Genomic DNA, 26321 nt, shown 5'->3' with positions numbered 1-26321 from the left:
CGTTTTTTTTTCCTGTTCAAGACCCAATTCTTATTCAATGATTCCTACCTCAGTAATGACCACATCAGTGTTAACATGCACGGTCAGGTTTTTGTATTCATCTTCCCATTTTTTAAAATCAAAGCCTCTCGTTTTGGTTTTAATGAAGTGGCCGAATCCTACCGGGTCGGTGCCCTTTTCCTGAAAATCTTTGATCATTGCGGTGGCCTCTTTGTTGACCTGTGTTTCGAATTGCTTTTCGATATCTTTGATAATCGCCGGCGTTACGATATTCCCGGTATATTCCCGTATCAGGCCTTTAATTTTGATATCCACTGTGATGGTGTAAGGGTCCCGTTTTGTCAGTTTTAGTTTATGTTTGGAATCCAGGTCTTTTATAACAGCTTTCTTATTATCTACGGAAAGCTTAAAAGACCCTTCGCTGAACTTATCTGTCAGCAGTTTGAAAAAGAACATTTTTTCAGGAGGGAGTTCGCCTACAAGCTGATCATCTTTGAATAATGCAATCCCTACGATATCCACGATCTCCGGCTCTACCTTTTTTAAGATGGGGAGGTAGGGATCCTTTCCTTCCTGAAAACGGTCAAAGGTAAACAGATGCATATTTGTTTCAGGGAGATTCCGGTTTTTCATATTGTGCTCGATCAGTTGGGATAAGTGTACGGCGTTCCCACGGTCTCCATATGTACCGGATAAAATACTTTTTGCTGACTCATCAGCTACGGCAAAATAAACCCCTGCGCCGATACTCGCATCGCGCTGAAAAGCATCTGTATACTCGCTGATGCCTTTTTTGGCAATATCCTCTCCGAACAAGGCAATTTCCAGTGCGCCTGTAACAATTGGCTGCGCTGATTTCCGCTGTACCTCCTGGATGAGATCCATACTGCTTAAGGCCGTGGCGGAATAGGTGAAATTGCCGATCTTTTTATCAGGGTTGAAGATGGGAATCATGACGGTTCCTTCAATTTTTCCATCCTCAGCCACGTCATAACCCACGCCCATTTCAATATTGACATCATCGATGATTTCTTTTTCGACACAGCCGGTAAGGGCCATTACGGCTGTGATAATCAGACAGAGCATTTTAATTCTCATTTTTATTTTTCACCTTCTTCGCAATCCATGTGGCGATAAATAAAAAGGGGATATAAACATAGGTTATGACGAAGCCGATTCTTGCAGTCCAATCATTCAGAAGATTGATTCTAGCACGAGTATCAAAGAACATGATCGCAACTAAACATATCAAGGCAAGACCAATGACGCCTTTTCTTTGCCGCAGCTTAAAAGCCCTTTTTAAAATCATGCTGCCACCCCAAAGGGCAATGCATACATTCGGGAGGATGATCAGATTCCAGTTGGCAATCCCAATATATTCAAACCTTTCAACGAAGGGCATGGTGACGATCTTCCACATGTCGAGGGTCGCCCAAATGGATTTTGCCAGCTGGCCCTCTGAAAAGAAACTGAATGTAATGATTGCCAGGACAGTATAGATTATAGTCGTCAAAAAGACGCCTAGATGAGCCCACTTTTGGGATTTGGGTGCGTCTTTAATGAATGGATAGAAAAAAAGCGGGATCTCGAATCCGATATAGGTCAAAGACATATTATAGGCACTGGTTGCAAGTTCTTTAACAGAGTGATCAAAAATCGGCAGAAGGTTCGTGAAATCTGCATATTTTAATGTGAAACCGAAAGTCAGCAGCAGATAACTTGGCAGTACGATACAGAAAAAGGCAACACCAGTTACTGTGCGAAACCCTCCAAATACGATGTAGATAGAAAGAATCAAAAAAACAAAGCTGTACCAGAACGCGCTGATTTCAGGAAACATCCATACCTGGATGACTTCAATATAGGTCCGTAATACCGCCATTACAAAAATGAGAAGGTAGATAATGGAAATGGCACTTATCATATTGCCGATTTTTTTGCCAAACACATAAGCGTTCGCCGCCACAATATCTCCTTCGACTGTCCCGCAAATTTTATAGATCATCCAGATAATAATGTGGATGCTCAAACCGGCAGCAAGAACGGAGATCCAGGCGTCATAACCTGCAGCCTTCGCGATGATTCGCTGGTAACCCAGTACCCCGATGCCGATTTGCATGGACATGATCAAATAGAGAACGAGAAAGGGTGAAACTTGCAATCTTTCGGGTACTGGCTGCTGCATGACTCAAAACCTCCAATGCTCATTCATCAATATCCTTCTTTTCCTTCGCCTTTTTCTCACTGAAGCGGGCAGGATTTTCCGTCCTCAAATATTGTGGCCGATTGTATTGCATCGTAAACGGCAGACGGATGATCGCATCCTTGAAATCAGTGACCCTGGGAGGGTAAAGAGGTTCCAAAAATGGCCTTCCCAAAGATGTCAGTCTAAGCAAATGGGTCAGAAGGAATGAAAAGGAGACGACGATTCCGAGCAAGCCCCAGAGCTCCGCGAACAACAGGAATGGAAAACGCAGCAACCTGATTGTGTTGCCCATTCGGTATACAGGTGTTGTAAAGGACGCCAGTGCGGCCAACGCAACAATAATCAGCAGGACATTACTGGTCAGGCCGGCTTCAACGGAAGCTGTCCCGATTACGATACCGCCCACGATACCGATTGTCTGGCCAACCTTGGTTGGCAGTCGGGCTCCAGCCTCACGCAGAAGTTCGATCGTCAGCTCAAGGAACAATGCTTCCAGGATAGGAGGAAGGGGAATTTCTCTTCTAGACGTAATCAATGTGCTTAGCAGGTCCTTCGGGATCAATTCATAGTGATACGACAAAGTTGCCACATAAATCGGTGTAATCAGAATCGAGAAGGCAACAGCGAACAAACGAACCAAACGGAAAAAAGAAGAGAGTAAATAATTCAGGAAATAGTCTTCGAATGACCCGAAAAATTCGACCAGGGTCGTAGGGCCAATCAGCGCATGTGGTGACCCGTCAACAAGGATGGCGACTTTTCCCTCCGCGAGTACAGCCGCAATCCGGTCGGGCCTTTCTGTATCGAGCAATTGCGGGAAGGGAGAATTCTGGTTATCTGAAATTAATTGCACAATATAGGAACTATCCGTAATTTCATCAAACTCGATATCCTTAATTCGCTGAATGACCGTATCGACATTATCCTTATTTGTAATGCCATCAATGTAAAGGACAGCGACCCCACTTTTTGAAAGCGAACCAACCGTGTAGTTTTCGACGATTAGCTCTTTAACAGGAACCCTTTTCCGGATCATATTAAGATTCTGGTCAATTGACTCGACAAAAGACTCTTTTGGACCGATGACACTGAACTCGACTTCTGGCATCCCGACTGCGCGGACGATTTCCTTCTGTGCTGCGATGAACGCAAAATATTTCTCTTCATTTTCAAGGGTCAGCAGTACATAGCCGTTAAAGAGCTTCGTTTCAATCTCCTCGTTCTTGTCCGATACCTGGACATCTGCGACGGGGACCAGCTTTTTGACATCTTCAATGGTGAAAAAATCACCTTCAAGCAGTCCGGGGAGAGCATTATTCTGAAGAAGGCTTTCATCCACAAGAGTGGAAATAAAGGAAAAACAGAATTTTTTTTCTGATTTCTGGTTCACGTAAAAGGTTTTTTTATAATCGTGCGACTTGAAAAGCGTATTTTCCCAGCCATGGTCATTTAGATATTGGTCAGGCCTTTGACCATCTGTATCCTGCCTGGCCGCTTCTTTTTCAATGTCTTCCAGCAGTTTTTTCTTGAATAACTTTCTCATTGCACTCTCCGCCAATCTTGGTTTACGCTTATCATTTCCGAAATTGGGAGGAATATGAAGTCATTACGAAATTTTGTTAAATATGCCTCCTATCATCAACCTAGTGCTCATTTGGAAGAATAAAAAAACCCGCATATCTTTGCGGGTTTTCTGCTTTATATATATATGGGGAGGGAATTAGTAAAAATAAAATCTTGGGGGGATTTTATTTCAACATATGTTTTTCAAGATCATCAAGCATCAGGTTGGCAGCCTTGACTCCGCCTGCTGTATTCCAGATGGCATCATCTACTTTATATACTTCACCTTTTTTTGCTGCCTCTAGGTTTTGGAATAACGGATCCTCGATCCATTCTTTTTCGACTTCAGTTGCTTTGCCGTCACCTTCATCATATGTGAAGTAGAACAGGATATCTCCGTCCATTGCCGGAATTCTTTCCTTCGTTACGCCTTTTTCAGCAAAGTCTTCTTGGTCCTGGCTTTCTGGACGGGCCAGGCCAATTTGTTCAAGAATCACTCCTGAGAATGAATCCTTGTGGTAAATACGAACATCGCCGGCCATAAAACGGACCATTGATACTTCAGTGTTTATTTTATCTCCAAGCTTTTCTTTTAAATCTTCAATGCGCTTGTCATAGGCAGCTAGTACTTCCTTGCCTTTTTCCTCTTTGTTCACGGCTTTTGCATAAAGTTCAAAGTTGTTTTTCCAGTTTCCGCGAAGATCTTCCGCAAAAACGGTAGGTGCGATTGCTTTAAGCTGTTCATAAATATCTTCCTGGCGCATCTTATTCCCAATGATCAAATCAGGCTGAAGCGCAGCAATTGCTTCTACGTTAACCTGGCTTTCAACGCCAACGACTTTTACATCTTTCATATCCTCTGCAATATGGTCATACCATGGATCTCCTGTCCATGACTGGACCGCTCCCACAGGTGTGACTCCAAGTGCAAGAAGTGCTTCCGTTCCTTCATTTGTCAGGATGACAACCTTTTCAGGACTCTTTTCCAGGGTTGTTGTACCCATAGCGTGTTCCACTGTATAGCTTTCTTCTTTTTCTTTAGGCTTTTCAGCTATATCCTTCGCCTGATCCTCATCTGTCCCGCATGCTGCCAAAAGCAGGATGGTGAAAATGCTGATAAGAACCAGCAAGTGTTTGGTAACTTTCATATGTATTTCCTCCTGTGTTGGTATTGATAATCATTTTCAATTACTGCCTCTTTATGATAAAATGCAAGAGGAGACATTGTCAATACTAATTGATAATGATTTTCATCATCATTGACAATTTTGTGAATATGTTTCGTCAAATGGTGAAAAGAGTGCTAATTTCACGTACAGTAAATAAACAATATAAGCAACTAACTTAATTTAAAAAAGCCACATTGTAAACAAGAAAGGTTAATCATTATGCTGCTGAAAACCAATGCTCACAGATTGGCAGGGCTCCTGGCCGCTATCATCTTTATATTTTTTTTAATATGTGCAAGCATCGTTTACGGATATACCGATACTTCATGGGGAACTGCTTTCGATGCCTTCACTAAATATGACGGATCAAATGAACATATCATCATTCAATCTGTCCGGCTGCCGCGTGCGCTGATTGCCGCAGCAGTGGGGGCAAGCCTGGCGATCGCGGGTGTCCTGATGCAGACATTGACGAAAAACCCGCTTGCATCACCTGGCATATTTGGAGTTAATGCGGGGGCTGGGTTCGCGGTGGTAGTGGCGGTGACGATTTTTTCAGTCGGCAGCCTCCAGGCTTTCGCGTGGATTTCCTTTTTAGGTGCTGCTCTTGCTGCAATCAGCGTCTATGTAATCGGGTCAGCAGGACGTGAAGGATTGACACCCATGAAATTGACACTTGCCGGCGCTGCGATGAGCGCGATGTTTTCATCGTTCACACAGGGTTTGCTCGTGTTGGATGAAGCAGCACTCGAACAGGTGCTTTACTGGCTTGCGGGCTCTGTGCAGGGACGTAAGCTGGAAACACTCATCGGTGTCCTCCCATATCTGGCGATTGGCTGGATCGCAGCCATTCTGATTTCCACGAAAATGAATGTACTGTCAATGGGGGAAGATGTGGCCAAGGGGCTTGGTTTGAATACCGGATTTGTAAAGCTGGGCGCGGGCGTGATCATAGTCCTCTTATCCGGTGGCGCTGTGGCTGTGGCTGGTCCAATTGGGTTCCTCGGTATTGTAATCCCGCATTTGACAAGGGCAGTAGTTGGCATTGATCACCGCTGGGTCATTCCTTTCTCGGCGATCTTCGGCGGGATGCTGCTGTTGGCGGCGGATATCGCTGCCCGATATGTGTTAATGCCGCAGGAAATCCCGGTAGGTGTGATGACCGCGATGATCGGAACTCCATTTTTCATTTATATCGCGAGAAAGGGGTTCAACGGAAAATGAGCCAGTTTAAAAGCTTAAGATTTTTCAAGGATAGAGTATCCTTTTTAATCGATAAAAAAGCCGCAGCTGTTATGATTGGCCTGCTTGTTACGGCTTTTGCTGTCTTTGTCATCAGTACTGGATTGGGCGATATGGAAATAAGCCCGCTAAGAGTGCTTGCTGTGTTTTTTGGCGGGGGAAGCGATATGGAGAGATTGGTTGTGCAATCCTTCCGTCTTCCGAGAATAATCGTAGCGCTAATGGTTGGAATCAGCCTGGCTGTTGCCGGAGGACTTCTGCAGGGCATGATCCGAAATCCGCTTGCTTCACCTGATATTTTGGGGATCACCGGGGGAGCATCGGTGGCAGTAGTCGGATTTTTAGCTATTTTCAGTGATGACAATAATGCTTTGACAGTAAGTATAGAATGGATGCCGGTTGCCGCGTTTGCTGGTGCTGCGATCGTAGCCTTCCTCGTTTATTTTCTTTCCTGGAAAAATGGTGTTTCGCCTATTCGCCTCGTCTTGATTGGTATCGGTATTTCCGCGATGATGCAGGCTTTGACTACACTAATGATGATAATGGGGCCAATTTACAGGGCCAGCCAGGCGAACATCTGGATTACCGGTACGGTATATGGCTCAACATGGGGAAATGTAGCTGTGCTCGTACCATGGACAATCATCATGCTTTTGATTTCCTTCATTCTTGCCAGAAAGGTAAATGTACAGGAACTAGGGGAAGATATCGCTACTGGTGTCGGGGGACATGTCCAGCGTCAGCGTTTTGCGCTTTTGCTGGTCAGCACCGCGCTTATAGCCAGCTCAGTTGCTTTTGCCGGTGGAATTGGTTTCGTCGGCCTGATGGCACCACATATGGCCAGAAGGCTTGTCGGTTCTGCATTCGGAGCGCTTTTGCCAGTATCTGCTTTAATTGGCGGCATTCTTGTCATGCTTGCTGATTTGATAGGGCGGACGATGTTTTCGCCATTGGAAGTCCCCGCGGGCGTTTTCACCGCAGGCATAGGAGCGCCATATTTTATTTACCTGTTATTCAAGACACGAAATTCTTAACAGAAGGGGGAACCGACATGGCCCAGGCAATTGAAACAGAAAAACTGACTCTCTCCTATGGAGATTCGATCATCATAAATGAGTTAGACCTTCAAATTCCCAAAGGCGAGATTACTGTTTTTATAGGAGGGAATGGCTGCGGCAAGTCGACTTTGCTTCGCTCGATCGCGAGACTGCTCAAGCCTCGGGATGGATCAATTCTGCTTGAAGGCGAATCGATTGCAAAGCTGTCAACAAAGGAAGTTGCCCGCAAAATGGCAATCCTTCCGCAATCTCCTTCCTCGCCGGAAGGATTAACGGTCCTGCAGCTTGTGAAACAGGGAAGATATCCATACCAGACATGGCTGAAGCAATGGTCTGAAGAAGATGAAAAAAGTGTTGAGAATGCGTTGAAGGCAACAGGCATCAACCATCTTAAAGATCGGACAGTCGATTCATTGTCCGGAGGACAGCGACAGCGTGCCTGGATTGCGATGACCCTGGCCCAGGACACTGATATCATCCTTCTCGACGAACCAACGACGTATTTGGACATGACCCATCAAATCGACATTCTTGATTTGCTTTATGAGTTGAATGAAAATGAAGGCAGAACGATTGTCATGGTTTTGCATGACCTGAACCTGGCATGCAGGTATGCCCACAATATTGTGGCAATCAAAGACCAGAAGATTTTTGACCAGGGAAAACCGGAAATTGTTATTAATTGCGGTCTTGTGAAGCATGTTTTCGGAATGGATTGCGAAGTGACGATTGATCCGCTATTCGGTACGCCATTATGCATTCCACATGGTAAAGGCCGCCGCATACTCAGGGATAATGTGGGTGCGCCAATATGAACGCGGAGTTGACAGCAAAGGAAAGCGGTATTCTCGCCAACTACCGATTTGTCGTTTCTGAACCTGATAAGGAGGTCCAAATTGAATTCAAGCCATTCATGGATGAATCAATGATGGGAGCTTATCTGGATAGGTTCAATGAGGGATTGAAGGCACCGGATGCGAAAACGGCTGCTTCAGTATTCATGAAAAGACATGCCTTCCTGGCAGTTCTATACTTATATTCAATGACCGCTTTTAACAAAAAGCTTGATGTTTCACCTGAGAATATTATCCTTGCTGATGCTATCAAAGATGGCCTTTGGCTTCCAGAGTTTTATCTGAAAAGCAAAATTGCCGATGTGTGTCCGGACGAGGAACGGGAAGTGTGGCGGATGGAAGCAGTAAGGCACTTATTTGTCGACAATCTGTTTCCTGTCATGGATGCCATCTCAAAATCTGCGAAAATCTCAAAATTGGTGCTGTGGGAAAATGTTGCGGTCTATATCTTTTGGCTTTATGAAAAAATCCTGAATGAATCCGGTGACCCAGATGTAAGGGTGAAGGCAGCAGAGGACTTTGCTTTTTTGGTTGAGTCAGCTCCCGGCAGACTATTCGGAAGGTATCACAAAAACCCGATTGCAAGATATTACACTAAACCAATCTATCAAGAAGTAACAGATTCTTATATCAGGGTACGAGAAACCTGCTGTTACAGCTACAGGCTAAAGGGAAAAGGCGATTTCTGCAAAACTTGTCCCCGCACATGCGGCGGAGGAAAAAAGGAGTAGGATGATGGAGAATAATATGAATGAACAAATCAACGGATTGCTGGAAAAGTATACTGAACTTCTGGTTGGCGAAGCCTCAGCTGAAAATATCGAAAAGGTAAAAACGTGGATTTTGTACGGTCATATCGCCAAGTCAATGCCGCCTCTGGCTAAACATTGGAATGCGGAATATCCAGAGGCAAAGGAGCAGATCAAGAATGTGATCGCGGAAATCAAAGAAATGAATGAGCGAAACCGCCAGAAATAACCAAGGGCCATCTCTAAGCGAGGTGGTTTATTATAAGGAAAAGGCCTTCTTGAGTTTCAATATCCAATTGAAGGTGAAAAGGAAAGAGGAAAGTCATTTTTTAGCACGAAAAAACAAAATAAGAACCGGACGTTGTGCCCGGTTCGGTGAGAAACACATATGGAATTACTGAAGCTGCTGTCCGCCATAAGGAAATTGATTCGTATACCCCTGGAATTGCTGGTGTGATTGCTGCAGCTTTTGCGCGTCCGCCGCTTCGACTGCGTACCAGCCCTTTTTGAACATCAAGTTGTAAAGGCTGCGCTGTGCGTTTGCTGTTTCTGTGTAGATTGCAAGTACATCCTGGAACAGCTGATCGTGGCTCGCTTCATGGAGTGCCTGTGTGTAAGCGTCAGTCATGTATTTTTCTGTCGTTAAAATATCATTGATGAAATCACGCTCATTCATTTGTGGTGTCTTCTGCACCTGTGTTTCTGGATTTTGGATTTTCTGCTGATTCTGGTTCATCCGCTTTTCCTCCTGTCTGGTTAGATTATTGCATTCCTGGCGTTTGGGAATATGCCTGGTTTTGCGGGCTGTTCAGGTGCGTAAGGATTTTCTCGTAATGTTTCTGGTGCATTTGGCCGCACTTTTCGATTTCCATCTTCAGTTCCTGATCCTGGCATTGCTGTGCAAAGAAATGTGCTTTTTTCATGGCAAGTAAATTCCATGAAAGCATATCGGTTAAGTATAGGGAATCCTTAGTGGATACAACGGATGGCGGCGTCTGCATGATCCCTTGCTGCTGGCTTTGAAAATTCATGTTTTGCTGCTGCATAATAGAACCTCCTGTTTTTTGATCATTCCTACGGATATTATCGTTCCCGCGCCGAAATAAAGTATGCAGGTCAAGATTCGCCAAAAAAGAACATTTTTCTACGAAAGTAATATTCAAAGTTCTCAAAAAGTGATAAAATGATTTTGCAAAATAGATATAGATGAAGCAATTTTTTTAAAGGGTAATGTAATCGTTTTCACTAAGGGGAGGAAAAGCTATGGAACAACTAATGAGGAACTTTTTTCTTTTTCTATCAAAAAATAAATTTTTCACCAAAATGGCGAAAAAGTATGGCCTGCGTTTAGGAGCGAAACGCTTCGTATCAGGGGAAAGTGTCGAGCAGGCAGTGGCAGTCATCAAGGAACTGAATAGCAAGAAGCTTGCGGCAACTGTCGACTATCTTGGCGAATTCGTTGACAATGAACGAGAAGCGAACGAGAGAGCGGAAAGTTCAATTGCGATGATCAAAGCGATTGGCCGAGAAAAATTAAATGCCCAGATGAGCGTTAAAATGACTTCACTTGGCTTTGACATCTCTGAGAAAGTAGTCATGAACAATATGCGCCGAATCATGGATACTGCCAAGGAGAATAATGTATTCGTGACTATTGATATGGAGGACTACGAGCGCTGCGAGAAGACGCTGGATATTTTCAGACAGCTGAAGTCTGAGTACGATAATATCGGAACCGTCATCCAGGCATATCTATACAGGACAGAAAAGGATATCGAGGATTTAAATCAATACTCACCAAATCTCCGTCTTGTGAAGGGAGCTTACAAAGAGTCTCCGGAAGTAGCTTTCCCTGAGAAGAAGGATGTAGATGAGAACTTCAAGAAAATCATCAAGATGCATATGCTGAATGGAAATTATACAGCAGTTGCCTCACATGATGACAATATCATCGATTTCACGAAGGAATTCGCGAAGGCGAACAATATCCCGAAAACCCAGTTCGAATTCCAGATGCTGTTCGGGATCATGCCGGAAAGACAGCTCCAGCTTGCTGAAGAAGGCTATACGATGCGCGTTTATGTGCCTTTCGGAACAGACTGGTACGGTTATTTCATGCGCCGCCTTGCAGAACGCCCGGCAAACGTAGCATTTGTTTTAAAAGGAATGCTGAAGAAATAATGAGCAGCAGGCTGACAAACTTGTCAGCCTTGTTTTTATTTGGGTCGAGCTGGTCCGGCTATTTTTTATATTGGCTGTTCTGGCTGTTCTGCTTTCTTTCTCCGCCCTTACTCATTGACGGGCCTGCATCGCCTTTGACGCTTGCTGCACTTACACCAGCTTTGGACGGATCTTTTTTCATTCTTGCCATAATCATACCTCCGTGTTTTAAGTGATAAAAGTAACGCTTTTATAGATTGCCCAAGTGTTTAAGAATAAGCATATGGATTAAAGATTCAAAAAATTTTATTTTTTCCGCACCTTATTATTGCGGAAATTTTTTAAATATTTTATAGTAGTAATTAACAGAGCTCATTTATATGCATATTTTTTTTGGTGCAAAAATGAATGAGTATTCATTCAAAAAGAGTCAAAGGGGGAGACAAATTTGATGCGACAAATTCAAAAGGCAGCGGTGCTTGGTTCAGGTGTCATGGGATCAGGAATTGCCGCACATCTGGCCAACATCGGGATTCCGACATTGCTGCTGGACATTGTACCTCGGGAATTAACGGAACAGGAAAAAGCGAAAGGCCTGACACTTGAAGATAAGCAGGTGCGCAACCGAATCAGTGCAGGATCACTGCAGAAGTTATTGAAGCAAAAACCGGCACCTTTGGCCTCCAAAAAGAATCTTGCTCTAATTGAAGCGGGCAACTTTGAAGATGATATGGAAAAACTCAAGGATGTAGACTGGGTAATCGAAGTAGTCGTTGAAAACCTTGATATTAAAAAGAAAGTTTTTACGGATGTAGATAAATACCGCAAGCAGGGAAGCATCATCAGCTCCAACACATCCGGAATTTCTGTAGAGGCAATGGCTGAAGGGCGTTCCGAAGATTTCAGGAAGCATTTCCTTGGCACTCACTTCTTCAACCCGCCTCGTTACTTGAAGCTGCTTGAAGTGATTCCTACCAAAGATACGGACCCTAAAGTCCTGTCTTTCATGAAGACGTTCGGTGAAGACCAGCTTGGTAAAGGTGTTGTAGAAGCAAAGGATACGCCTAACTTCATCGCCAACCGAATCGGTACTTACGGATTGCTTGTGACAGTAAGGGAAATGGTCAAAGGCGGGTACAGTGTAGGTGAGGTTGACTCCGTGACTGGTCCAATGATTGGCCGTCCTAAGAGCGCAACATTCCGCACACTTGATGTAGTGGGTCTTGATACTTTCGCGCATGTTGCGAAAAACGTGTATGACCAGGTTGAAGGAGAAGAGAAGGAAGTCTTTGAAGTACCTGGATTCATGCAGAAGATGCTCGAGAACGGCTGGTTTGGAAGCAAGTCAGGACAGGGATTCTTCCTGAAGCAGGGCAAGGAAATCCTGGAACTGGATCCGCAGACAATGGAGTACGGACCGCGCAAGAAACTGAAAACAGCCTCTACAGAAATGGCTAAGCAAGAAAAAGGGCTTGCCAATAAAATGAAAGCGCTTGTTTATGCTAAGGACCGTGCTGGAGAGCTTTTATGGAACATCTTCAGTCCTGTGCTTGTTTACTCAGCTGATTTGCTGGGCACAATTGCTGACGATATCGTTGCGATTGACCGTGCGATGAAGTGGGGATTCGGCTGGGAAATGGGACCTTTCGAAGCATGGGATGCACTGGGTGTCGAAAAAGCAATCAGCAAAATGGAGTCTGAAGGTAAGACTGTTCCTGCATGGGTAAAAGAAATGGTCGAAAAAGGCTTCACTTCTTTCTATAAGGAAGAGGATGGCAGACTGAGCTATTACAACAATGGTGAATACGTAACTGTTGAGGAAAACCCAAAGTCAATCAACCTGAAGCTTTTAAAGAAGCAAAATGGTGTCATTAAAAAGAATGGCGGCGCAAGCCTGATCGACCTTGGCGATGGCATCGCATTGCTGGAGTTCCATTCACACAGCAACTCGATCGGACCTGATATCCTCCAGATGATCAACTTCGCAATCGATGAAGTAGAAAAGAACTACAAAGGACTGGTCATCGGCAACCAGGGCAAAAACTTCTCTGTTGGAGCTAATCTGGCGATGATCCTGATGGAAGCACAGGACGATAACATTTGGGACCTTGATATGGTCGTTCGCCAGTTCCAGCAGACGACGATGAAAATCAAATACAGCTCCAAGCCGATTGTTGCTGCTCCGTTTGGAATGACGCTCGGAGGCGGAGCTGAAATGTGCTTGCCGGCGGCGCATATCCAGGCGTCCATGGAAACATACATGGGACTTGTTGAAGCGGGTGTTGGCCTCATCCCTGGCGGTGGCGGAAACAAGGAGCTTTATATCAAGCACCTTGAAGGCCTGCCAAAAGGCGTCGATTTTGATCTTCAAAAGGTTGCGAACAAGGTATTTGAAACAATTGCGATGGCTAAGGTCTCCACTTCAGGAGAGGAAGCTCGTGAAAATAACTTCCTGAATGAAGCAGACGGCATCAGTGTCAATAGCGATCACTTATTATACGATGCGAAACAGGCTGCATTGAATTTATATGAAACCGGTTATAAAGCACCGGTAAGAAAGAAAGTACCTGTAACTGGTGAGCCGGGATATGCAACCCTGCTGCTGGGTGCTCAAACGATGCACCTGTCCGGATACATTTCAGAACATGACCTGAAGATCGCAAAGAAGCTCGCGTATGTCATCTCAGGCGGAAAAGTGCCGTACGGAACCGAAGTCGATGAGCAATACTTGCTTGATCTTGAAAGGGAAGCGTTCCTGAGTCTGGTGGCAGAACCGAAATCACAGCAGCGCATGCAGCATATGCTCGTAAAAGGAAAACCGTTGCGCAATTAATAGATTGATAGTTTGACAGTGAAATATATTTTAACATCCAAGGAAAGAGAGGGAATGAGATGAGAGAAGCGGTAATCGTAGCCGGAGCACGGACACCGGTCGGAAAGGCGAAAAAAGGAACTCTTGCTAACGTCCGGCCTGATGATCTTGGAGCTCTTGTAGTAAGAGAAACTCTAAAGCGTGCAGGCAATTATGAAGGGAATATTGATGATTTGATCATCGGCTGTGCTATGCCAGAAGCAGAGCAAGGATTGAATATGGCGCGTAATATCGGTGCCTTAGCTGGATTGTCACATGAAGTGCCGGCGATCACCATCAACCGTTATTGCTCTTCAGGACTGCAGGCGATTGCGAATGCATCCGAGCGCATCATGCTTGGCCATGCAGACACAATCATTGCCGGCGGTGCGGAATCAATGAGCCTGGTGCCGATGATGGGCCATGTCGTCCGTCCAAACTCGAAGCTTGCTGAAACAGCTCCGCAATATTATATGGGAATGGGCCATACTGCTGAAGAAGTAGCAAAGAAATACGGAATTTCCCGTGAAGACCAGGATGCTTTTGCAGTAAGAAGCCATCAGCGCGCGGCAAAAGCAATCCAGGAAGGCAAATTTGAGGATGAAATCGTTCCTGTTGATGTAACCCTCCGTACCGTAGGAAAAGACAATAAGCTTGTCGAAAAGACAATCCAATTCAAACATGATGAAGGTGTACGCCCTGATACGAACATGGAAACTCTTGCGAAACTGCGTCCGGCATTCAATATCAACGGCACAGTCACTGCAGGGAACTCCTCTCAGACAAGTGACGGAGCAGCGGCTGTCATGGTCATGGACCGTGAAAAGGCTGAATCACTAGGATTGAAACCACTTGCTAAATTCCGTTCATTCGCACTTGGCGGAGTGCCGCCTGAAATCATGGGAATCGGTCCTGTCGTGGCAATTCCAAAAGCATTGAAGCTTGCTGGACTGCAGGTATCTGACATTGGTGTCTTCGAACTGAACGAAGCATTTGCTTCCCAATCCATCCAGGTCATCCGTGAGCTGGGTCTTGATGAGGAGAAGGTCAATGTCAACGGCGGAGCGATCGCATTGGGCCACCCGCTGGGAACAACTGGCGCAAAATTGACTTTGACAGTAATCCACGAAATGAAACGCAGAAATGAGCAATTCGGTGTCGTCACGATGTGTATCGGCGGTGGCATGGGAGCAGCTGGAGTTTTTGAGCTTTTATAGAATAAAAATTGGAGGGGTTGGACCCCTCCCAAAAATGGATAGGAGGAACATTAAATGGGTAACCAAACAGAAAAGCTTGTAAAAGGCGGAAGCTTCTTAATCGAAGATGTATCATATGACCATGTTTTTACTCCAGAGGATTACACAGATGAGCACAAAATGATTGCCAAAACCACTGAGGATTTCGTAACAAACGAAGTGTTGCCTCAGGTTGAATATATCGAGCAGCATGAGTTCGACCGTACTGTAAAACTATTGAAGGAAGCTGGAGAGCTTGGTCTCCTTGGAGCGGACGTTCCTGAAGAGTATGGCGGCTTGAGCCTTGATAAAGTCAGCTCAGCTTTGATCGCTGAAAAGATGGCAGTTGCAGGCGGCTTCTCAATCTCCCACGGTGCACACGTAGGAATCGGGTCATTGCCAATCGTTCTTTTCGGTAATGAAGAACAAAAGCAAAAATATCTTCCTGTACTGGCAACTGGTGAAAAGCTTGCAGCCTATGCACTTACTGAGCCAGGTTCAGGATCAGATGCATTGGGTGCAAAGACAACAGCTAAACTGAATGCTGAAGGCACTCACTACGTCCTTAATGGAGAAAAGCAATGGATTACTAACGCTGGTTTTGCAGATGTATTCGTTGTTTATGCAAAGATCGACGGCGAACAATTCACAGCTTTCATCGTTGAAAGAGAATACCCAGGCGTATCAGTAGGCGCAGAAGAAAAGAAAATGGGCATCAAGAGCTCTTCAACACGTACATTGATTCTTGAAGATGCTCAAGTACCTGTGGAAAACCTTCTTGGTGAAGCAGGAAAAGGCCATCTTATCGCCTTCAATATCCTGAACATCGGCCGTTATAAGTTGGGAGTAGGCGCAACTGGCGGTGCCAAGCAGGCATTCGGTCTGACTGTAAAATATGCGAACCAGCGCCAGCAGTTCAAGACACCTATTTCCCAGTTCAACCTTACAAAAGAAAAGCTTGCAACAATGGCTTCCAAAATCTATGCAACAGAAAGCTCTGTATATCGTACAGTAGGCTTGTTCGAGGAAAGAATGAACCAGCTGTCAGAAGAAGAAATCAACAACGGCAAAGCCGTTGCAGATTCAATTGCTGAGTATGCAATTGAGTGTTCAATGAATAAAGTGTTCGCAACCGAGACACTTGATTATGTAGTTGATGAAGGCGTCCAGATCCACGGTGGATACGGCTTCATGCAAGAGTATGAAATCGAAAGAGCTTACCGTGATTCAAGGATCAACCGTATTTTTGAAGGAACAAATGAAATCAACCGCCTTCTTGTACCGGGAACCTTCCTGCGTAAGGCAATGAAAGGCGAGCTTCCATTATTGCAAAAAGCTCAGCAGCTTCAGGAAGAACTGATGATGCTTATGCCTGAAGAGCCAGGCGATGAGCCACTGGCACAGGAAAAATATCTTGTGAAGAACGCCAAGAAAATTGGCTTGCTTGCAGCTGGATTGGCTGCACAGAAGTTCGGAAAAGCTTTGGAAAAAGAACAGGAAATCCTCGTCAATATCGCAGATATCATTTCAAATGCGTATTCAATGGAATCTGCTGTTCTTCGTACAGAAAAGGCAATCGCAAAAGATGGAGTAGAGAAGAGCAAGCAAAAGCTTCTTTACACTCAAATCTTCTGCCAGGAAGCATTCAATGAAATCGAGCGTGACGCTAAGGAAACGCTTGTGGCTACAGAAGAAGGCGACGCACTTCGCATGCTGACTTCCGCATTGCGCAAGTTCACAAGACACACTCCAATCAACGTTATCGCGAAGAAGCGTGAAGCAGCTGAAAAGCTAATCGATGCAGAACGCTTTATCGTTTAAAAACTATTTACCGAACACTCCTCTCCATCCAGGGAGGAGTGTTTTTGCTAATCTTTTTAAAATGGCAGGATTTTTGCAAACATTGTTGAATTTAATAAAAGGATGTTAAAATTAAAGGGTTGATCAGGCACTGAATGATAGTATTTCACTTCAATAATATGTTACTATCCGTTTAGAGGGTTTAATCTATGGGATACTAGCAAAGGGTGGTGAAATCATGGAAAAAACGTTTTATTGGTACCCTAAATGTGGTACGTGCAGGAATGCGAAGAAATGGCTCGACCAGCATGAAGTTGCCTATAACGAAGTACATATTGTTGAAAATCCGCCAACCCAGTCACAGCTGGAAGAAATGCTTGAGAAAAGCGGCCTCGAGATCAAGAAGTTTTTTAACACGAGCGGTCAAAAGTATCGTGAGCTTGGATTGAAAGACAAAATCAAGACGGCATCCAGAAATGAATTGCTGGAACTGCTGGCATCTGATGGTATGCTCATCAAACGCCCGCTGATGACAGATGGCGAAAAAGTGACCGTAGGTTTCAAAGAAGATGAGTATGAAAAAGCATGGCTGTAATTTTGGTCCCATCGATATTAATCGATAGAGATATACAATTGGAGGGATAGTCAATGAATACACCAAAAGATTTACGTTATTCTGCAGAACACGAATGGGTAAAAGTTGAAGGAGAAAAGGTTCGCGTGGGCATTACTGATTTCGCTCAATCCGAGCTTGGTGACATCGTTTTCGTCGAACTTCCAGAAGTGGGAGACGAAATCACTTTGGACCAGCCTTTCGGAAGCGTTGAATCAGTTAAGACCGTATCTGAGCTATATGCACCAGTGAGCGGCAAGGTTGTTGAAATCAACGAAGAACTGAACGACAGCCCTGAATTCGTTAACGAATCTCCTTATGAAAAAGCATGGATGATTACAGTTGAACTCACAGACAGCAGTGAAGTAGAAAAGCTTATGACACCAGAACAATACGAAGAAATGATCAAAGAATAAGATTTGCCGACGCCTTGAACCTTCAAGGCGTTTTTCATTTCCCCCATGTAAATCTCCTTCATTTTTCCATCACTTCATTCCAGCAGTTTGGACAAACTAATGTTAATGATTATATAAAAAGGGTGAAATTCATGGCTTTGAACCAGCAAAAAATCGATATCACAGACAGGGTAACAGGAAAACTGGAAAATGGTCAGATCCAACTTTACCTTGAAAAAGAACCTATTGGGAACATCGAGCTTCCTGAAGGGATCCAGATGAAACTTGAGCATCATTATGAAGCAGAACAGAATAAGATTTACCAGCATGTATCAGTACCGGACCAATCTGAGCAACGGTATACTGACTGTGATGAAGGCGGCTGGTGCTAAAAAATGAACAGCGGCCAGCCTGGCCGCTGTTTTTAGTTGGCTTCCGGGTATAAAATTCCTTTTACTCCCTGATAAAGTTAATATTGGACTAAATCTTTGCAATCTCCCAAAAAAACAGTAACAATAGAAAGATACAAGTAAACAGCACAATTTATTTAATAATGTTTATAATGTTGTAAAGTAATTATTTTCTGGTGCATAGGTGGTTATGGCGATGGACGAAAATCACAAGGTGATCATAGTAGAAGGTTCGTCAGACAAAAAGAAAGTACAGACCGTGCTGAAGGAGCCAGTGGAAATTATCTGCACGAATGGGACAATTGGCGTTTCAAAGCTTGATGAGCTGATTGACTCGCTTTTTGATAAAGATGTCTATATCCTCGTAGATGCAGACGCATCAGGCGAAAAGCTGAGGAAGCAATTTAAAAGGGAATTTCCTGAGGCGAACCATCTGTACATTGACAGGATGTACCGGGAAGTGGCAACCGCACCTGAAAATCACCTTGCTACTGTTTTAATCGGAGCAAATATTGATGTTCATGCAGAGTACTTAGAAAAAGGATGACTTTAATGGAAGACTGGACCAGGACGGACATGGAAACATTCCTCGCAGAAAAACAAACGGGTTACCTATACTTTTATACACCAATGTGCGGAACCTGTCAGGTAGCAAGCAAAATGCTGACAGTGATTGAACAACTCCTGCCTGACCTCCCATCGGGGAAAGCCGATTTGAATTTCCTGCCTGAAATGGCAGGACGATTTGAAATAGAAAGTGTACCATGTCTGATTGTATTAGAAAATGGGGAGGTACAGGAGAAAATCTATGCTTTTCAATCAGTTCCGTATCTCTTTGAAAAATTGAAAGAGTTGAAAGGGTAAATATAAACGGCTTGGCCGTTTTTTTTTTGCGCTAATCAGGTTTTGGCCGAAGATAAAGGCTCTAACACCCAATCCCCAGTTCCGAATTATATGGTCTCCTAAGCGGCGAAAGGCAACACTGAAAAATATTTACATTTCATGCCAAACGGTTTATATTTAGATTATCGAAATAACCGAGGGGCGAAATAAAAAAATGGCTCTTTATCAAGAGTGGGCAGACCAAATCAAAAGTTATAATCGCAATATAAAATTGACCTTCCTGGCAAACATCCTCACCCAAATCGGTCTAGGGATCTTTATGGTGATTTATAATTTTTACATACGAGAGCTGGGATTCAATGAACTGGTAAACGGGAAAGTGATTTCAATGACGTTTCTTTCCACGGCACTGGTACTCATTCCGGCAGGCGTTATGAGCGACAGGGCTAGCCGGAAAAAGCTGATGCTGTTTGGAGCATTCTCGACTGGAATCATTTTATTTACACGGAGTATGGTTGAGAGTCAGGAACTACTGATATTGTTTTCATTTGGTACTGGTCTTGCGTCCGCTTTTATCCAGGTTTCCATCATTCCGTGGCTGGCAGAAAACTCCCAACCTGAACAGCGCGTGCATATCTTCAGCATACATTTTGCAGCGATGACAGCAGCCAATGTTGTCGGAAGCCTTTTGGGCGGAATCCTTACAGATGTGTTTTCTTTATTCCTCCCTGAACTGGAGAGTATCCGTTTCACATTGGTCGCTGGTTCAGCACTGTTTCTGGCCGCACTTCTTCCTATTTTCCGACTTAAGGAAGTACGGATAGAAAACCAGACAGACAGAAAGTTCATGGATTTTAAAAGAGGAATCCCTCATAAAGCGAGCCTTAAAATCATCATTCTATTTGCGGTCGCACAGTTGATGATCGGCTTCGGTGCTGGACTGGTCATCCCTTACTTGAATCTTTATTTTGCTGATCGGTTCATGGCATCAAATTCACTGATTGGCCTGGTCATTTCACTTGGACAGGGAGCAACTGCAGCAGCCATGATCATTGGTCCGATGGTTGTGCGCAGGCTTGGGGAAGTGAAAGCAATCGTTGTCCTGCAAATGCTCTCCCTCCCGTTTTTGCTGCTTACTGCTTACACTCAGCATTTCTGGCTTGCTGCCCTTGGCTTTTTATTTCGACAAGCCCTCATGAACGCAGGGAATCCAATTCAAATGTCGCTAATGATGTCGAAGGTTGATGATTCGATGAAAGGATTGGCCAACTCTGTGAATCAAATGGTATTTAACCTTGGATGGGCGATTATGGGACCGGTTTCGACGGGAATCGTTTTGAAATATGGCTCCTATTGGGGATATGCGGCGGTTTTCACCATCACAGCAGGTATTTATTTAGTAGGATCAACTTACTTCTTCTTTGTCTTCAAGGCGATGGACAAAACAAAATCCGCCATCTCAGCCACCAAGACCGCTTGATTACTGTATTTCTTTGGATATATTTCTCGGGAAATGAAAGACAATGGCGAAATATCATTCGTTATTGTCTTTTTTCTATGTTTGTATGTTGTTAACCGCTTATTAACGAAGTATTTGTCGAAGGATTCCAACAGGTTTTTTCCTTACGAAAAAGAATTATGTATGTGAGGGAGTTGAGCGGCATGCGGGAATCTATTGAACTTTTTGCGAATGAAGTTGGCGGTAAGGCTCATATACTGCAATTGATCAAAAAGCTGGATCTTTGTTTGAAATTAGAGTCAGAAAAGGAAGAAGTATACCTTGTATTCAAAGGGGGACGAGTGGAACTCCTAACAAGCAATCTCAATTCTCAATTCCAGATTACAATCAAAGGAAGTGAAGCCAGCATTGCCGGGCTGTTGAAAGGAGAATTCAAACTGAGGCAAGGCCTCAGATGGGGATATTATACCGTAGAAGACGGCCCGTTCAGAGATTTGTTGGTCCTTGAGTCCATTTTCTACCTTGCAAGACCGCTTTCCGCTTGATTTATTCAGAAAAATCGTAATATATTGACTTTAAATGCATGGAAATGATATTATCACTTTAACGCAATAAAAACGAACTGAATATTCTTATCCAGAGAGGCGGAGGGACTGGCCCGATGAAGCCCGGCAACCGGTTATTAAACACGGTGCTAATTCCTGCAGAGTGTAGACTCTGAAAAGATAAGGAGAGATGATAAATGGCCCTCTTCTTAGGAAGTGGGTTTTTTGTATCACCTTTCCATTTTATTTTTATGATAGGAGAGATGGAGATGGCAAATGAGCAAAAAAACTACAGAATCGAAACAATCGGTGTCCACGGAGGACAATCACCAGACCCGGTGACTGGGGCAAGGGCTGTGCCAATTTACTCAAGCAATGCATTCCAATTTGAAAACACGGATCATGCAGCCGATTTGTTCGCACTCAAGGAACCTGGTTACATTTACTCGCGAATCCACAACCCAACCGTGACAGCCCTGGAAGAAAAAGTCGCCCTGCTTGAAGGAGGAGTAGGTGCTCTTGCCTTATCAAGCGGGATGTCGGCAATCACGATGGCGATTCTGAATATTGCCCATGCAGGGGATGAAATCGTTGCAGCCTCTAATCTGTACGGAGGGACGTATAATTTATTTGCTGTAACCTTGCCGAAATATGGAATTAATGTCCACCTTGTGGATCCTGAAGACCCGGAGAATTTCAGGAAGGCGATCACACCAAAAACGAAGGCGGTTTATGCGGAAACAATCGGAAATCCAAGTCTCAGGGTCTTGGACATTGAAGCAGTTGCCGATGTTGCCCATGAAGCTGGGATTCCGTTGATCATTGATAACACATTTGCCACTCCATATCTATGCCGGCCGATTGAACACGGCGCAGACATCGTAATACACTCGGCTACCAAGTGGCTTTTAGGCAACGGCACAGTCATGGGCGGAATCATTGTGGATGGAGGCAAGTTTGATTGGAGATCCCCGAAGTTCCCTGGTTTCAATGAGCCAGACTCCAGTTACCATGACATTGTTTATAGTGAAGCGATAGGGGCTGCAGCCTATATAGTAAAGGCCAGGGTTCAGCTGCTTCGCGACCTTGGTCCGGCCATCAGCCCGCAGAGTGCTTTCCAATTCAATCTTGGAATCGAAACATTGCATGTACGCATGAAAGAGCATGTAGTCAATACGATTAAAATAGTAGACTACCTGGAAACACATCCTGCTGTTACCTGGGTCACCTACCCTGGGCATGACTCTCACCCGGATAAGCAATTGGCAGATCGATACCTTCCAAAAGGTGCAGGGTCAGTTGTAGTATTTGGCATCGAGGGAGGCAGGGAAGCTGGAGCAAAACTGATTAACTCATTGACGCTTTGGTCCCATGTTGCGAATGTCGGCGACGCGAAGAGCCTGGTCATCCACCCTGCAAGCACCACCCATCAGCAGCTTGATTCAGAAGGGCTTAAGGCAGCGGGGGTTCCAGAAGATTTACTCCGTCTTTCTGTCGGTATTGAAAACGTTGATGACATCATCGAAGACCTGGAGCAGGCAATTGAAAAAGCTACTGGAGTACCAGGGGTCACGGCAAGAACCTAATATCCAGTACCTTCCAAAAGGTATTTGAAAATAATTTTATTGACACCCATTTTTGTTCCGTGCTACAATCACATTCGTAACTAAAAACCGATTTTAAAATTTAATAGCGTACTCTTATCAAGAGAGGTGGAGGGAAGTGCCCGATGAAACCCGGCAACCGTCAGTAAGCTTGCTTATCTGAAACGGTGCCAATTCACTCAAAGCTGATGGCTTTGGCAGATGAGAGAAAGGATACAGCCAATTATTATGCCTTTCTGCTTATTTGCAGAAAGGCTTTTTTAATGCCAGAATCGACCATGTTCAGTTCTAACGTGAGTTTTACAAGAGCATATTATTCCAGGAAGGTGCATCCATTTTACCTGAAGTTTGAATTTTTACCGGCAGGGAATGGGAAACTAGATTGATAACCTTCTGATTAGGATGGAAATTAAACGGTTTTTTGAGTTAAGAATATGGTTGTTGCAAAAGAGGGGGAGTCAATTGATCACGATAAAAAAAGCCAGAAAGATTTATCCTTCAAAAAAAGGCGAAGTCAAAGCGGTAGATGATGTCAACCTTGAAGTGAAAGAAGGCGAAATCTTTGGCGTCATTGGATATAGCGGCGCAGGTAAAAGTACATTGATCCGCATGTTGAATGGTCTTGAAATCCCAACTTCAGGTTCTGTCGTTGTGGCAGGCAGGGAAGTTTCAAGGATCAAGGGTGCGGAATTAAGGAAAGCAAGACAGGAAATCAGCATGATTTTCCAGCATTTCAACCTACTCTGGTCAAGGACGGTTGCCGATAACATAGCCTTCCCTCTTGAGATCGCAGGAGTGCCGAAATCAGAGAGGGACAAGAGGGTAAAAGAATTGATCACGCTTGTCGGTCTTGAGGGACGCGGCGATGCTTATCCCTCACAATTAAGCGGCGGGCAGAAGCAGAGAGTCGGTATCGCCAGGGCACTGGCGAATAATCCAAAAGTTCTTCTCGGTGATGAAGCGACGTCAGCGCTTGATCCGCAAACGACCGACCAGATCCTGGATCTTCTCGTTGATATCAATAAGAGATTGGGACTTACCATTGTCCTGATCACTCATGAAATGCATGTCATCCGTAAGATTTGTCACCGGGTTGCGGTCATGGAGGGCGGAAACATCGTTGAGACTGGACCAGTATTGGATGTGTTCAAGAACCCGCAGCAGCCAATTACGAAAAGGTTTGTCCAGCAGGTGACTGAACCGGAGGAAACAAAGGAAACGGTAGACCATTTACTGGAGCGATATCCGCATGGACGGGTCATCCAGCTGACATTCGTAGGCGAAGGTGCCGAGCAGCCGCTCATCACCAATCTAATCCGCAAATTTTCCATCACGGTCAATATTGTGCAGGGGAAAATTTCTCAGACACAAAACGGTTCATATGGAACCTTGTTCATCCATCTTGATGGTGAAGAGGAAGAATTGGCCCGTGCGATTGAATTTATCGGCCAGCATGAAGTCGGCGTGGAGGTGATTTCGAATGGCTGAAACTTTATTCCCGAATGTTAACTGGGACCGCATGTGGGAGGCGACAATTGAGACACTATACATGAGTGCCATTTCCGTTGTTGCTACCTTCATAATTGGAGCCATTCTTGGATTGTTGCTCTTCTTGACCTCAAAGGGCAATATATGGGAAAACAAACCGGTTAATGTCGTACTAAGCGCAGTGGTAAATATTTTCAGGTCGATTCCATTCATCATTTTGATTGTCCTGCTGATTCCTTTTACAAAATTCATCGTTGGATCAATGATTGGCGAAAATGCCGCGTTGCCAGCGCTGATTATCGGTTCAGCGCCGTTTTACGCAAGGATGGTTGAAATCGGCTTGCGTGAGATTGATAAGGGAGTCATTGAAGCAGCAAAATCTATGGGAGCAAAAACGACGACCGTAATCTGGAAGGTTCTGCTTCCGGAATCAATGCCTGCCTTGGTGTCAGGCATCACAGTCACAGCAATTGCGCTTGTAAGTTACACGGCGATGGCTGGAGTCATCGGCGCAGGCGGTCTCGGAAACCTCGCCTACATGGAAGGATTCCAAAGGAGCCGGAATGATGTCACGCTGATGGCGACCATCATTATCTTGATTATCGTATTTTTAATCCAGATTGTTGGAGATTCCATTACAAGAAAATTAGACAAAAGATAAAGGAGAGATTGAAATTGAAAAAATGGCTATTAGCACTTTTAGTATTAGTTTTAACAGCAGGACTTGCTGCTTGCGGATCATCTGAGGAAAAAACAGAAGGCGGCAAGGGAGAAAGCAAAAAAATCATAGTGGGTGCTTCAAACGTACCTCATGCTGAAATTCTGGAAGAGGCAAAACCGCTTCTTGAAGAAAAAGGATTTGAAATGGAAATCAAGACTTTCAATGACTATGTTGTTCCAAACCAGGCGTTAGATTCAGGAGAACTTGATGCGAACTACTTCCAGCACATCCCTTACCTTGAGTCACAAATGGCTGAAAACGGCTATAAGTTTGAAAATGCGGGTGGAATCCACATCGAGCCAATCGGTGTTTATTCTAAAGACTACACAACTCTTGAGGACCTGCCAAAAGGTGCGCATATCATCATGAGCAGTTCAGTAGCAGACCATGGCCGTATTTTGACAATGCTTGAAAAAGAGGGCCTGATCACTCTTAAAGACGGCGTGGAAAAAGTAAAAGCAACAATTGACGATATCGCAGAAAACCCTAAAGACTTGAAGTTCGATACAGAATACGAAGCAGCATTGCTTCCACAGATTTTTAACAATGGTGAAGGCGACGCTGTTCTAATCAACTCAAACTACGCGATTGACGCTGGATTGAACCCACTGAAGGATTCTATCGCTATTGAAGAAAGTGATTCTCCTTACGTGAACGTCATTGCCGTTCGTGAAGGCGATGCAGACAAGCCGGCAATCAAAGCGCTTGTAGAAGTCCTTCATTCTAAAGAAATCCAGGACTTTATCCTTGAAAAATATGATGGTGCAGTCGTGCCAGTAAAAGAATAAACCTTTGGAAAGCAGGCGAATAGCCTGCTTTTCTTTTTGCCGCATAACCCGCTCTGAAATTTAACATACTAACCGAGAAAAAAGTAGATTGGAGTGGTAGGTAATGGAGCATCATTATGAACCTCGGAATTCAACAGAAGCAGCTCTTCATGAATATAAACAGGGATTGGGCGTTTTTACGCAAAAAATGCCGGAGCTTGCAAGACATTATAACGCATTTACAGAAGTATGTTTTCAGGAAGGGACATTGACACAAAAAGAAAAGCAGTTAATCGCGCTGGGGATTTCTTTGTATTCCCAGGACGAATACTGCATCATTTACCATTTAAAAGGCTGCCTGGATCAGGGAGCCACTGAAGAACAAATTTTGGAAGCGGTTGGTGTGACAGCGGCTTTTGGCGGCGGGGCGGCCATGAGCCAGGCAGTCACGCTTGTTCAGGAAGCAATGGCAGAATTGAATACTTTGAAGCAGTAAAAGCTGTTGTAGTCAGATTAATTGACTGCTGGCTAACAGGAAAGGCTTCATTTGGGAGGATATTGCCAGTATTCTAAGAATGACAGAGGTGAA

28 protein-coding genes and 2 riboswitches are annotated in these 26321 nt (G+C 44.4%); of the genes, 21 read left to right on the top strand and 7 right to left on the bottom strand.

What is annotated here, in order from left to right; all coding sequences use genetic code 11:
* Window positions 1-30 precede the first annotated feature (30 nt).
* The 4 genes from QNH36_RS20940 to QNH36_RS20925 form a co-directional block, all read right to left on the bottom strand.
* On the bottom strand, window positions 31-1098 hold the full coding sequence (locus QNH36_RS20940; protein WP_144478447.1) for a Ger(x)C family spore germination protein: 1068 nt from the start codon (window positions 1096-1098) through the stop codon (window positions 31-33).
* Entirely contained in the window at window positions 1088-2185 is a 1098-nt protein-coding gene (locus QNH36_RS20935) for a GerAB/ArcD/ProY family transporter (protein WP_144478449.1), read from the bottom strand. The genes QNH36_RS20940 and QNH36_RS20935 overlap by 11 nt, the downstream gene beginning before the upstream one ends.
* Before the next feature lie 19 nt (window positions 2186-2204).
* Window positions 2205-3749, bottom strand: coding sequence for a spore germination protein (locus QNH36_RS20930; RefSeq protein WP_144478451.1), 1545 nt, complete (start codon window positions 3747-3749; stop codon window positions 2205-2207).
* Between the two features lie 205 nt (window positions 3750-3954).
* Window positions 3955-4917 carry an ABC transporter substrate-binding protein gene (locus tag QNH36_RS20925; RefSeq protein WP_144478453.1) on the bottom strand — a complete coding sequence of 321 codons (963 nt, stop codon included), beginning with the start codon at window positions 4915-4917 and terminating at the stop codon, window positions 3955-3957.
* Between the two features lie 240 nt (window positions 4918-5157).
* Between QNH36_RS20925 and QNH36_RS20920 the strand changes: the two genes are divergently transcribed.
* From QNH36_RS20920 to QNH36_RS20900, 5 genes are read left to right on the top strand one after another with little or no spacing between them, the layout of a single operon-like run.
* Complete coding sequence (locus QNH36_RS20920; RefSeq protein WP_144478455.1) at window positions 5158-6162, top strand: FecCD family ABC transporter permease; 1005 nt, start codon at window positions 5158-5160, stop codon at window positions 6160-6162.
* Complete coding sequence (locus tag QNH36_RS20915; protein ID WP_144478456.1) at window positions 6159-7214, top strand: FecCD family ABC transporter permease; 1056 nt, start codon at window positions 6159-6161, stop codon at window positions 7212-7214. Before QNH36_RS20920 ends, QNH36_RS20915 begins: the two co-directional genes overlap by 4 nt.
* 17 nt (window positions 7215-7231) lie before the next feature.
* Window positions 7232-8053, top strand: a complete 822-nt coding sequence (locus tag QNH36_RS20910) for an ABC transporter ATP-binding protein (RefSeq protein WP_144478459.1) — start codon at window positions 7232-7234, stop codon at window positions 8051-8053.
* The gene (locus tag QNH36_RS20905) at window positions 8050-8823 is read left to right on the top strand and encodes an IucA/IucC family C-terminal-domain containing protein (RefSeq protein ID WP_144478461.1); all 774 of its coding nucleotides are present in this window, start codon (window positions 8050-8052) and stop codon (window positions 8821-8823) included. Before QNH36_RS20910 ends, QNH36_RS20905 begins: the two co-directional genes overlap by 4 nt.
* Window positions 8824-8827: 4 nt before the next feature.
* Window positions 8828-9070 (top strand): DUF2573 family protein, encoded by a 243-nt coding sequence (locus QNH36_RS20900; RefSeq protein ID WP_144479004.1) that lies wholly within the window; start codon window positions 8828-8830, stop codon window positions 9068-9070.
* A gap of 165 nt (window positions 9071-9235) precedes the next feature.
* On the opposite strand, the gene QNH36_RS20895 is transcribed toward QNH36_RS20900, so the two are convergent.
* On the bottom strand, window positions 9236-9577 hold the full coding sequence (locus QNH36_RS20895) for a spore coat protein (RefSeq protein ID WP_251542900.1): 342 nt from the start codon (window positions 9575-9577) through the stop codon (window positions 9236-9238).
* Window positions 9578-9602: 25 nt separating this feature from the next.
* Window positions 9603-9887 carry a hypothetical protein gene (locus tag QNH36_RS20890; RefSeq protein WP_251542898.1) on the bottom strand — a complete coding sequence of 95 codons (285 nt, stop codon included), beginning with the start codon at window positions 9885-9887 and terminating at the stop codon, window positions 9603-9605.
* 217 nt (window positions 9888-10104) lie between these two features.
* On the opposite strand from QNH36_RS20890, the gene QNH36_RS20885 reads away from it, so the two are divergent.
* Window positions 10105-11022, top strand: coding sequence for a proline dehydrogenase family protein (locus QNH36_RS20885; RefSeq protein WP_283904117.1), 918 nt, complete (start codon window positions 10105-10107; stop codon window positions 11020-11022).
* 58 nt (window positions 11023-11080) lie between these two features.
* Here QNH36_RS20885 and QNH36_RS20880 read toward each other — a convergent pair whose 3' ends face one another.
* The gene (locus tag QNH36_RS20880) at window positions 11081-11212 is read right to left on the bottom strand and encodes a YuzL family protein (RefSeq protein ID WP_251542894.1); all 132 of its coding nucleotides are present in this window, start codon (window positions 11210-11212) and stop codon (window positions 11081-11083) included.
* A 240-nt stretch (window positions 11213-11452) separates the two neighbouring features.
* Here QNH36_RS20880 and QNH36_RS20875 point away from each other — a divergent pair, with 240 nt between their 5' ends.
* The 15 genes from QNH36_RS20875 to QNH36_RS20805 all read left to right on the top strand — a co-directional run bounded on the left by QNH36_RS20875 (window position 11453) and on the right by QNH36_RS20805 (window position 26228).
* On the top strand, window positions 11453-13834 hold the full coding sequence (locus QNH36_RS20875) for a 3-hydroxyacyl-CoA dehydrogenase/enoyl-CoA hydratase family protein (protein WP_283905449.1): 2382 nt from the start codon (window positions 11453-11455) through the stop codon (window positions 13832-13834).
* A 59-nt stretch (window positions 13835-13893) separates the two neighbouring features.
* The gene (locus tag QNH36_RS20870) at window positions 13894-15069 is read left to right on the top strand and encodes an acetyl-CoA C-acetyltransferase (RefSeq protein WP_144478471.1); all 1176 of its coding nucleotides are present in this window, start codon (window positions 13894-13896) and stop codon (window positions 15067-15069) included.
* Window positions 15070-15123: 54 nt separating this feature from the next.
* On the top strand, window positions 15124-16908 hold the full coding sequence (locus tag QNH36_RS20865; protein ID WP_283904116.1) for an acyl-CoA dehydrogenase FadE: 1785 nt from the start codon (window positions 15124-15126) through the stop codon (window positions 16906-16908).
* 217 nt (window positions 16909-17125) lie between these two features.
* Entirely contained in the window at window positions 17126-17482 is a 357-nt protein-coding gene (locus QNH36_RS20860; RefSeq protein ID WP_283904115.1) for an arsenate reductase family protein, read from the top strand.
* A gap of 53 nt (window positions 17483-17535) precedes the next feature.
* Window positions 17536-17916 carry a glycine cleavage system protein GcvH gene (gcvH, locus tag QNH36_RS20855; protein WP_144478477.1) on the top strand — a complete coding sequence of 127 codons (381 nt, stop codon included), beginning with the start codon at window positions 17536-17538 and terminating at the stop codon, window positions 17914-17916.
* A 131-nt stretch (window positions 17917-18047) separates the two neighbouring features.
* The gene (locus tag QNH36_RS20850) at window positions 18048-18287 is read left to right on the top strand and encodes a YusG family protein (protein ID WP_251542890.1); all 240 of its coding nucleotides are present in this window, start codon (window positions 18048-18050) and stop codon (window positions 18285-18287) included.
* 208 nt (window positions 18288-18495) lie between these two features.
* Complete coding sequence (locus tag QNH36_RS20845; protein WP_144478481.1) at window positions 18496-18852, top strand: toprim domain-containing protein; 357 nt, start codon at window positions 18496-18498, stop codon at window positions 18850-18852.
* 5 nt (window positions 18853-18857) lie between these two features.
* A complete protein-coding gene (locus QNH36_RS20840; protein ID WP_251542886.1) occupies window positions 18858-19169 on the top strand; it encodes a thioredoxin family protein in 312 nt (103 codons plus the stop codon).
* 193 nt (window positions 19170-19362) lie between these two features.
* A complete protein-coding gene (locus QNH36_RS20835) occupies window positions 19363-20628 on the top strand; it encodes an MFS transporter (RefSeq protein ID WP_283904114.1) in 1266 nt (421 codons plus the stop codon).
* 182 nt (window positions 20629-20810) lie between these two features.
* A complete protein-coding gene (locus QNH36_RS20830; RefSeq protein ID WP_283904113.1) occupies window positions 20811-21152 on the top strand; it encodes a hypothetical protein in 342 nt (113 codons plus the stop codon).
* 84 nt (window positions 21153-21236) lie between these two features.
* Window positions 21237-21339: riboswitch (SAM riboswitch) on the top strand.
* 82 nt (window positions 21340-21421) lie between these two features.
* The gene (locus tag QNH36_RS20825) at window positions 21422-22738 is read left to right on the top strand and encodes an O-acetylhomoserine aminocarboxypropyltransferase/cysteine synthase family protein (RefSeq protein WP_283904112.1); all 1317 of its coding nucleotides are present in this window, start codon (window positions 21422-21424) and stop codon (window positions 22736-22738) included.
* 111 nt (window positions 22739-22849) lie between these two features.
* Window positions 22850-22964, top strand: a riboswitch (SAM riboswitch).
* Between the two features lie 254 nt (window positions 22965-23218).
* A complete protein-coding gene (locus QNH36_RS20820; RefSeq protein ID WP_283904111.1) occupies window positions 23219-24244 on the top strand; it encodes a methionine ABC transporter ATP-binding protein in 1026 nt (341 codons plus the stop codon).
* Window positions 24237-24905 carry a methionine ABC transporter permease gene (locus tag QNH36_RS20815; protein WP_283904110.1) on the top strand — a complete coding sequence of 223 codons (669 nt, stop codon included), beginning with the start codon at window positions 24237-24239 and terminating at the stop codon, window positions 24903-24905. Before QNH36_RS20820 ends, QNH36_RS20815 begins: the two co-directional genes overlap by 8 nt.
* 14 nt (window positions 24906-24919) lie before the next feature.
* A complete protein-coding gene (locus tag QNH36_RS20810; protein ID WP_283904109.1) occupies window positions 24920-25753 on the top strand; it encodes a MetQ/NlpA family ABC transporter substrate-binding protein in 834 nt (277 codons plus the stop codon).
* Window positions 25754-25856: 103 nt separating this feature from the next.
* Window positions 25857-26228, top strand: coding sequence for a carboxymuconolactone decarboxylase family protein (locus QNH36_RS20805; RefSeq protein WP_214706487.1), 372 nt, complete (start codon window positions 25857-25859; stop codon window positions 26226-26228).
* Window positions 26229-26321 lie beyond the last annotated feature (93 nt).

Source organism: Mesobacillus sp. AQ2, assembly GCF_030122805.1.
Lineage (GTDB): Bacteria > Bacillota > Bacilli > Bacillales > Cytobacillaceae > Mesobacillus > Mesobacillus oceanisediminis_A.
This window is presented reverse-complemented; position numbering and strand designations above follow the sequence as displayed.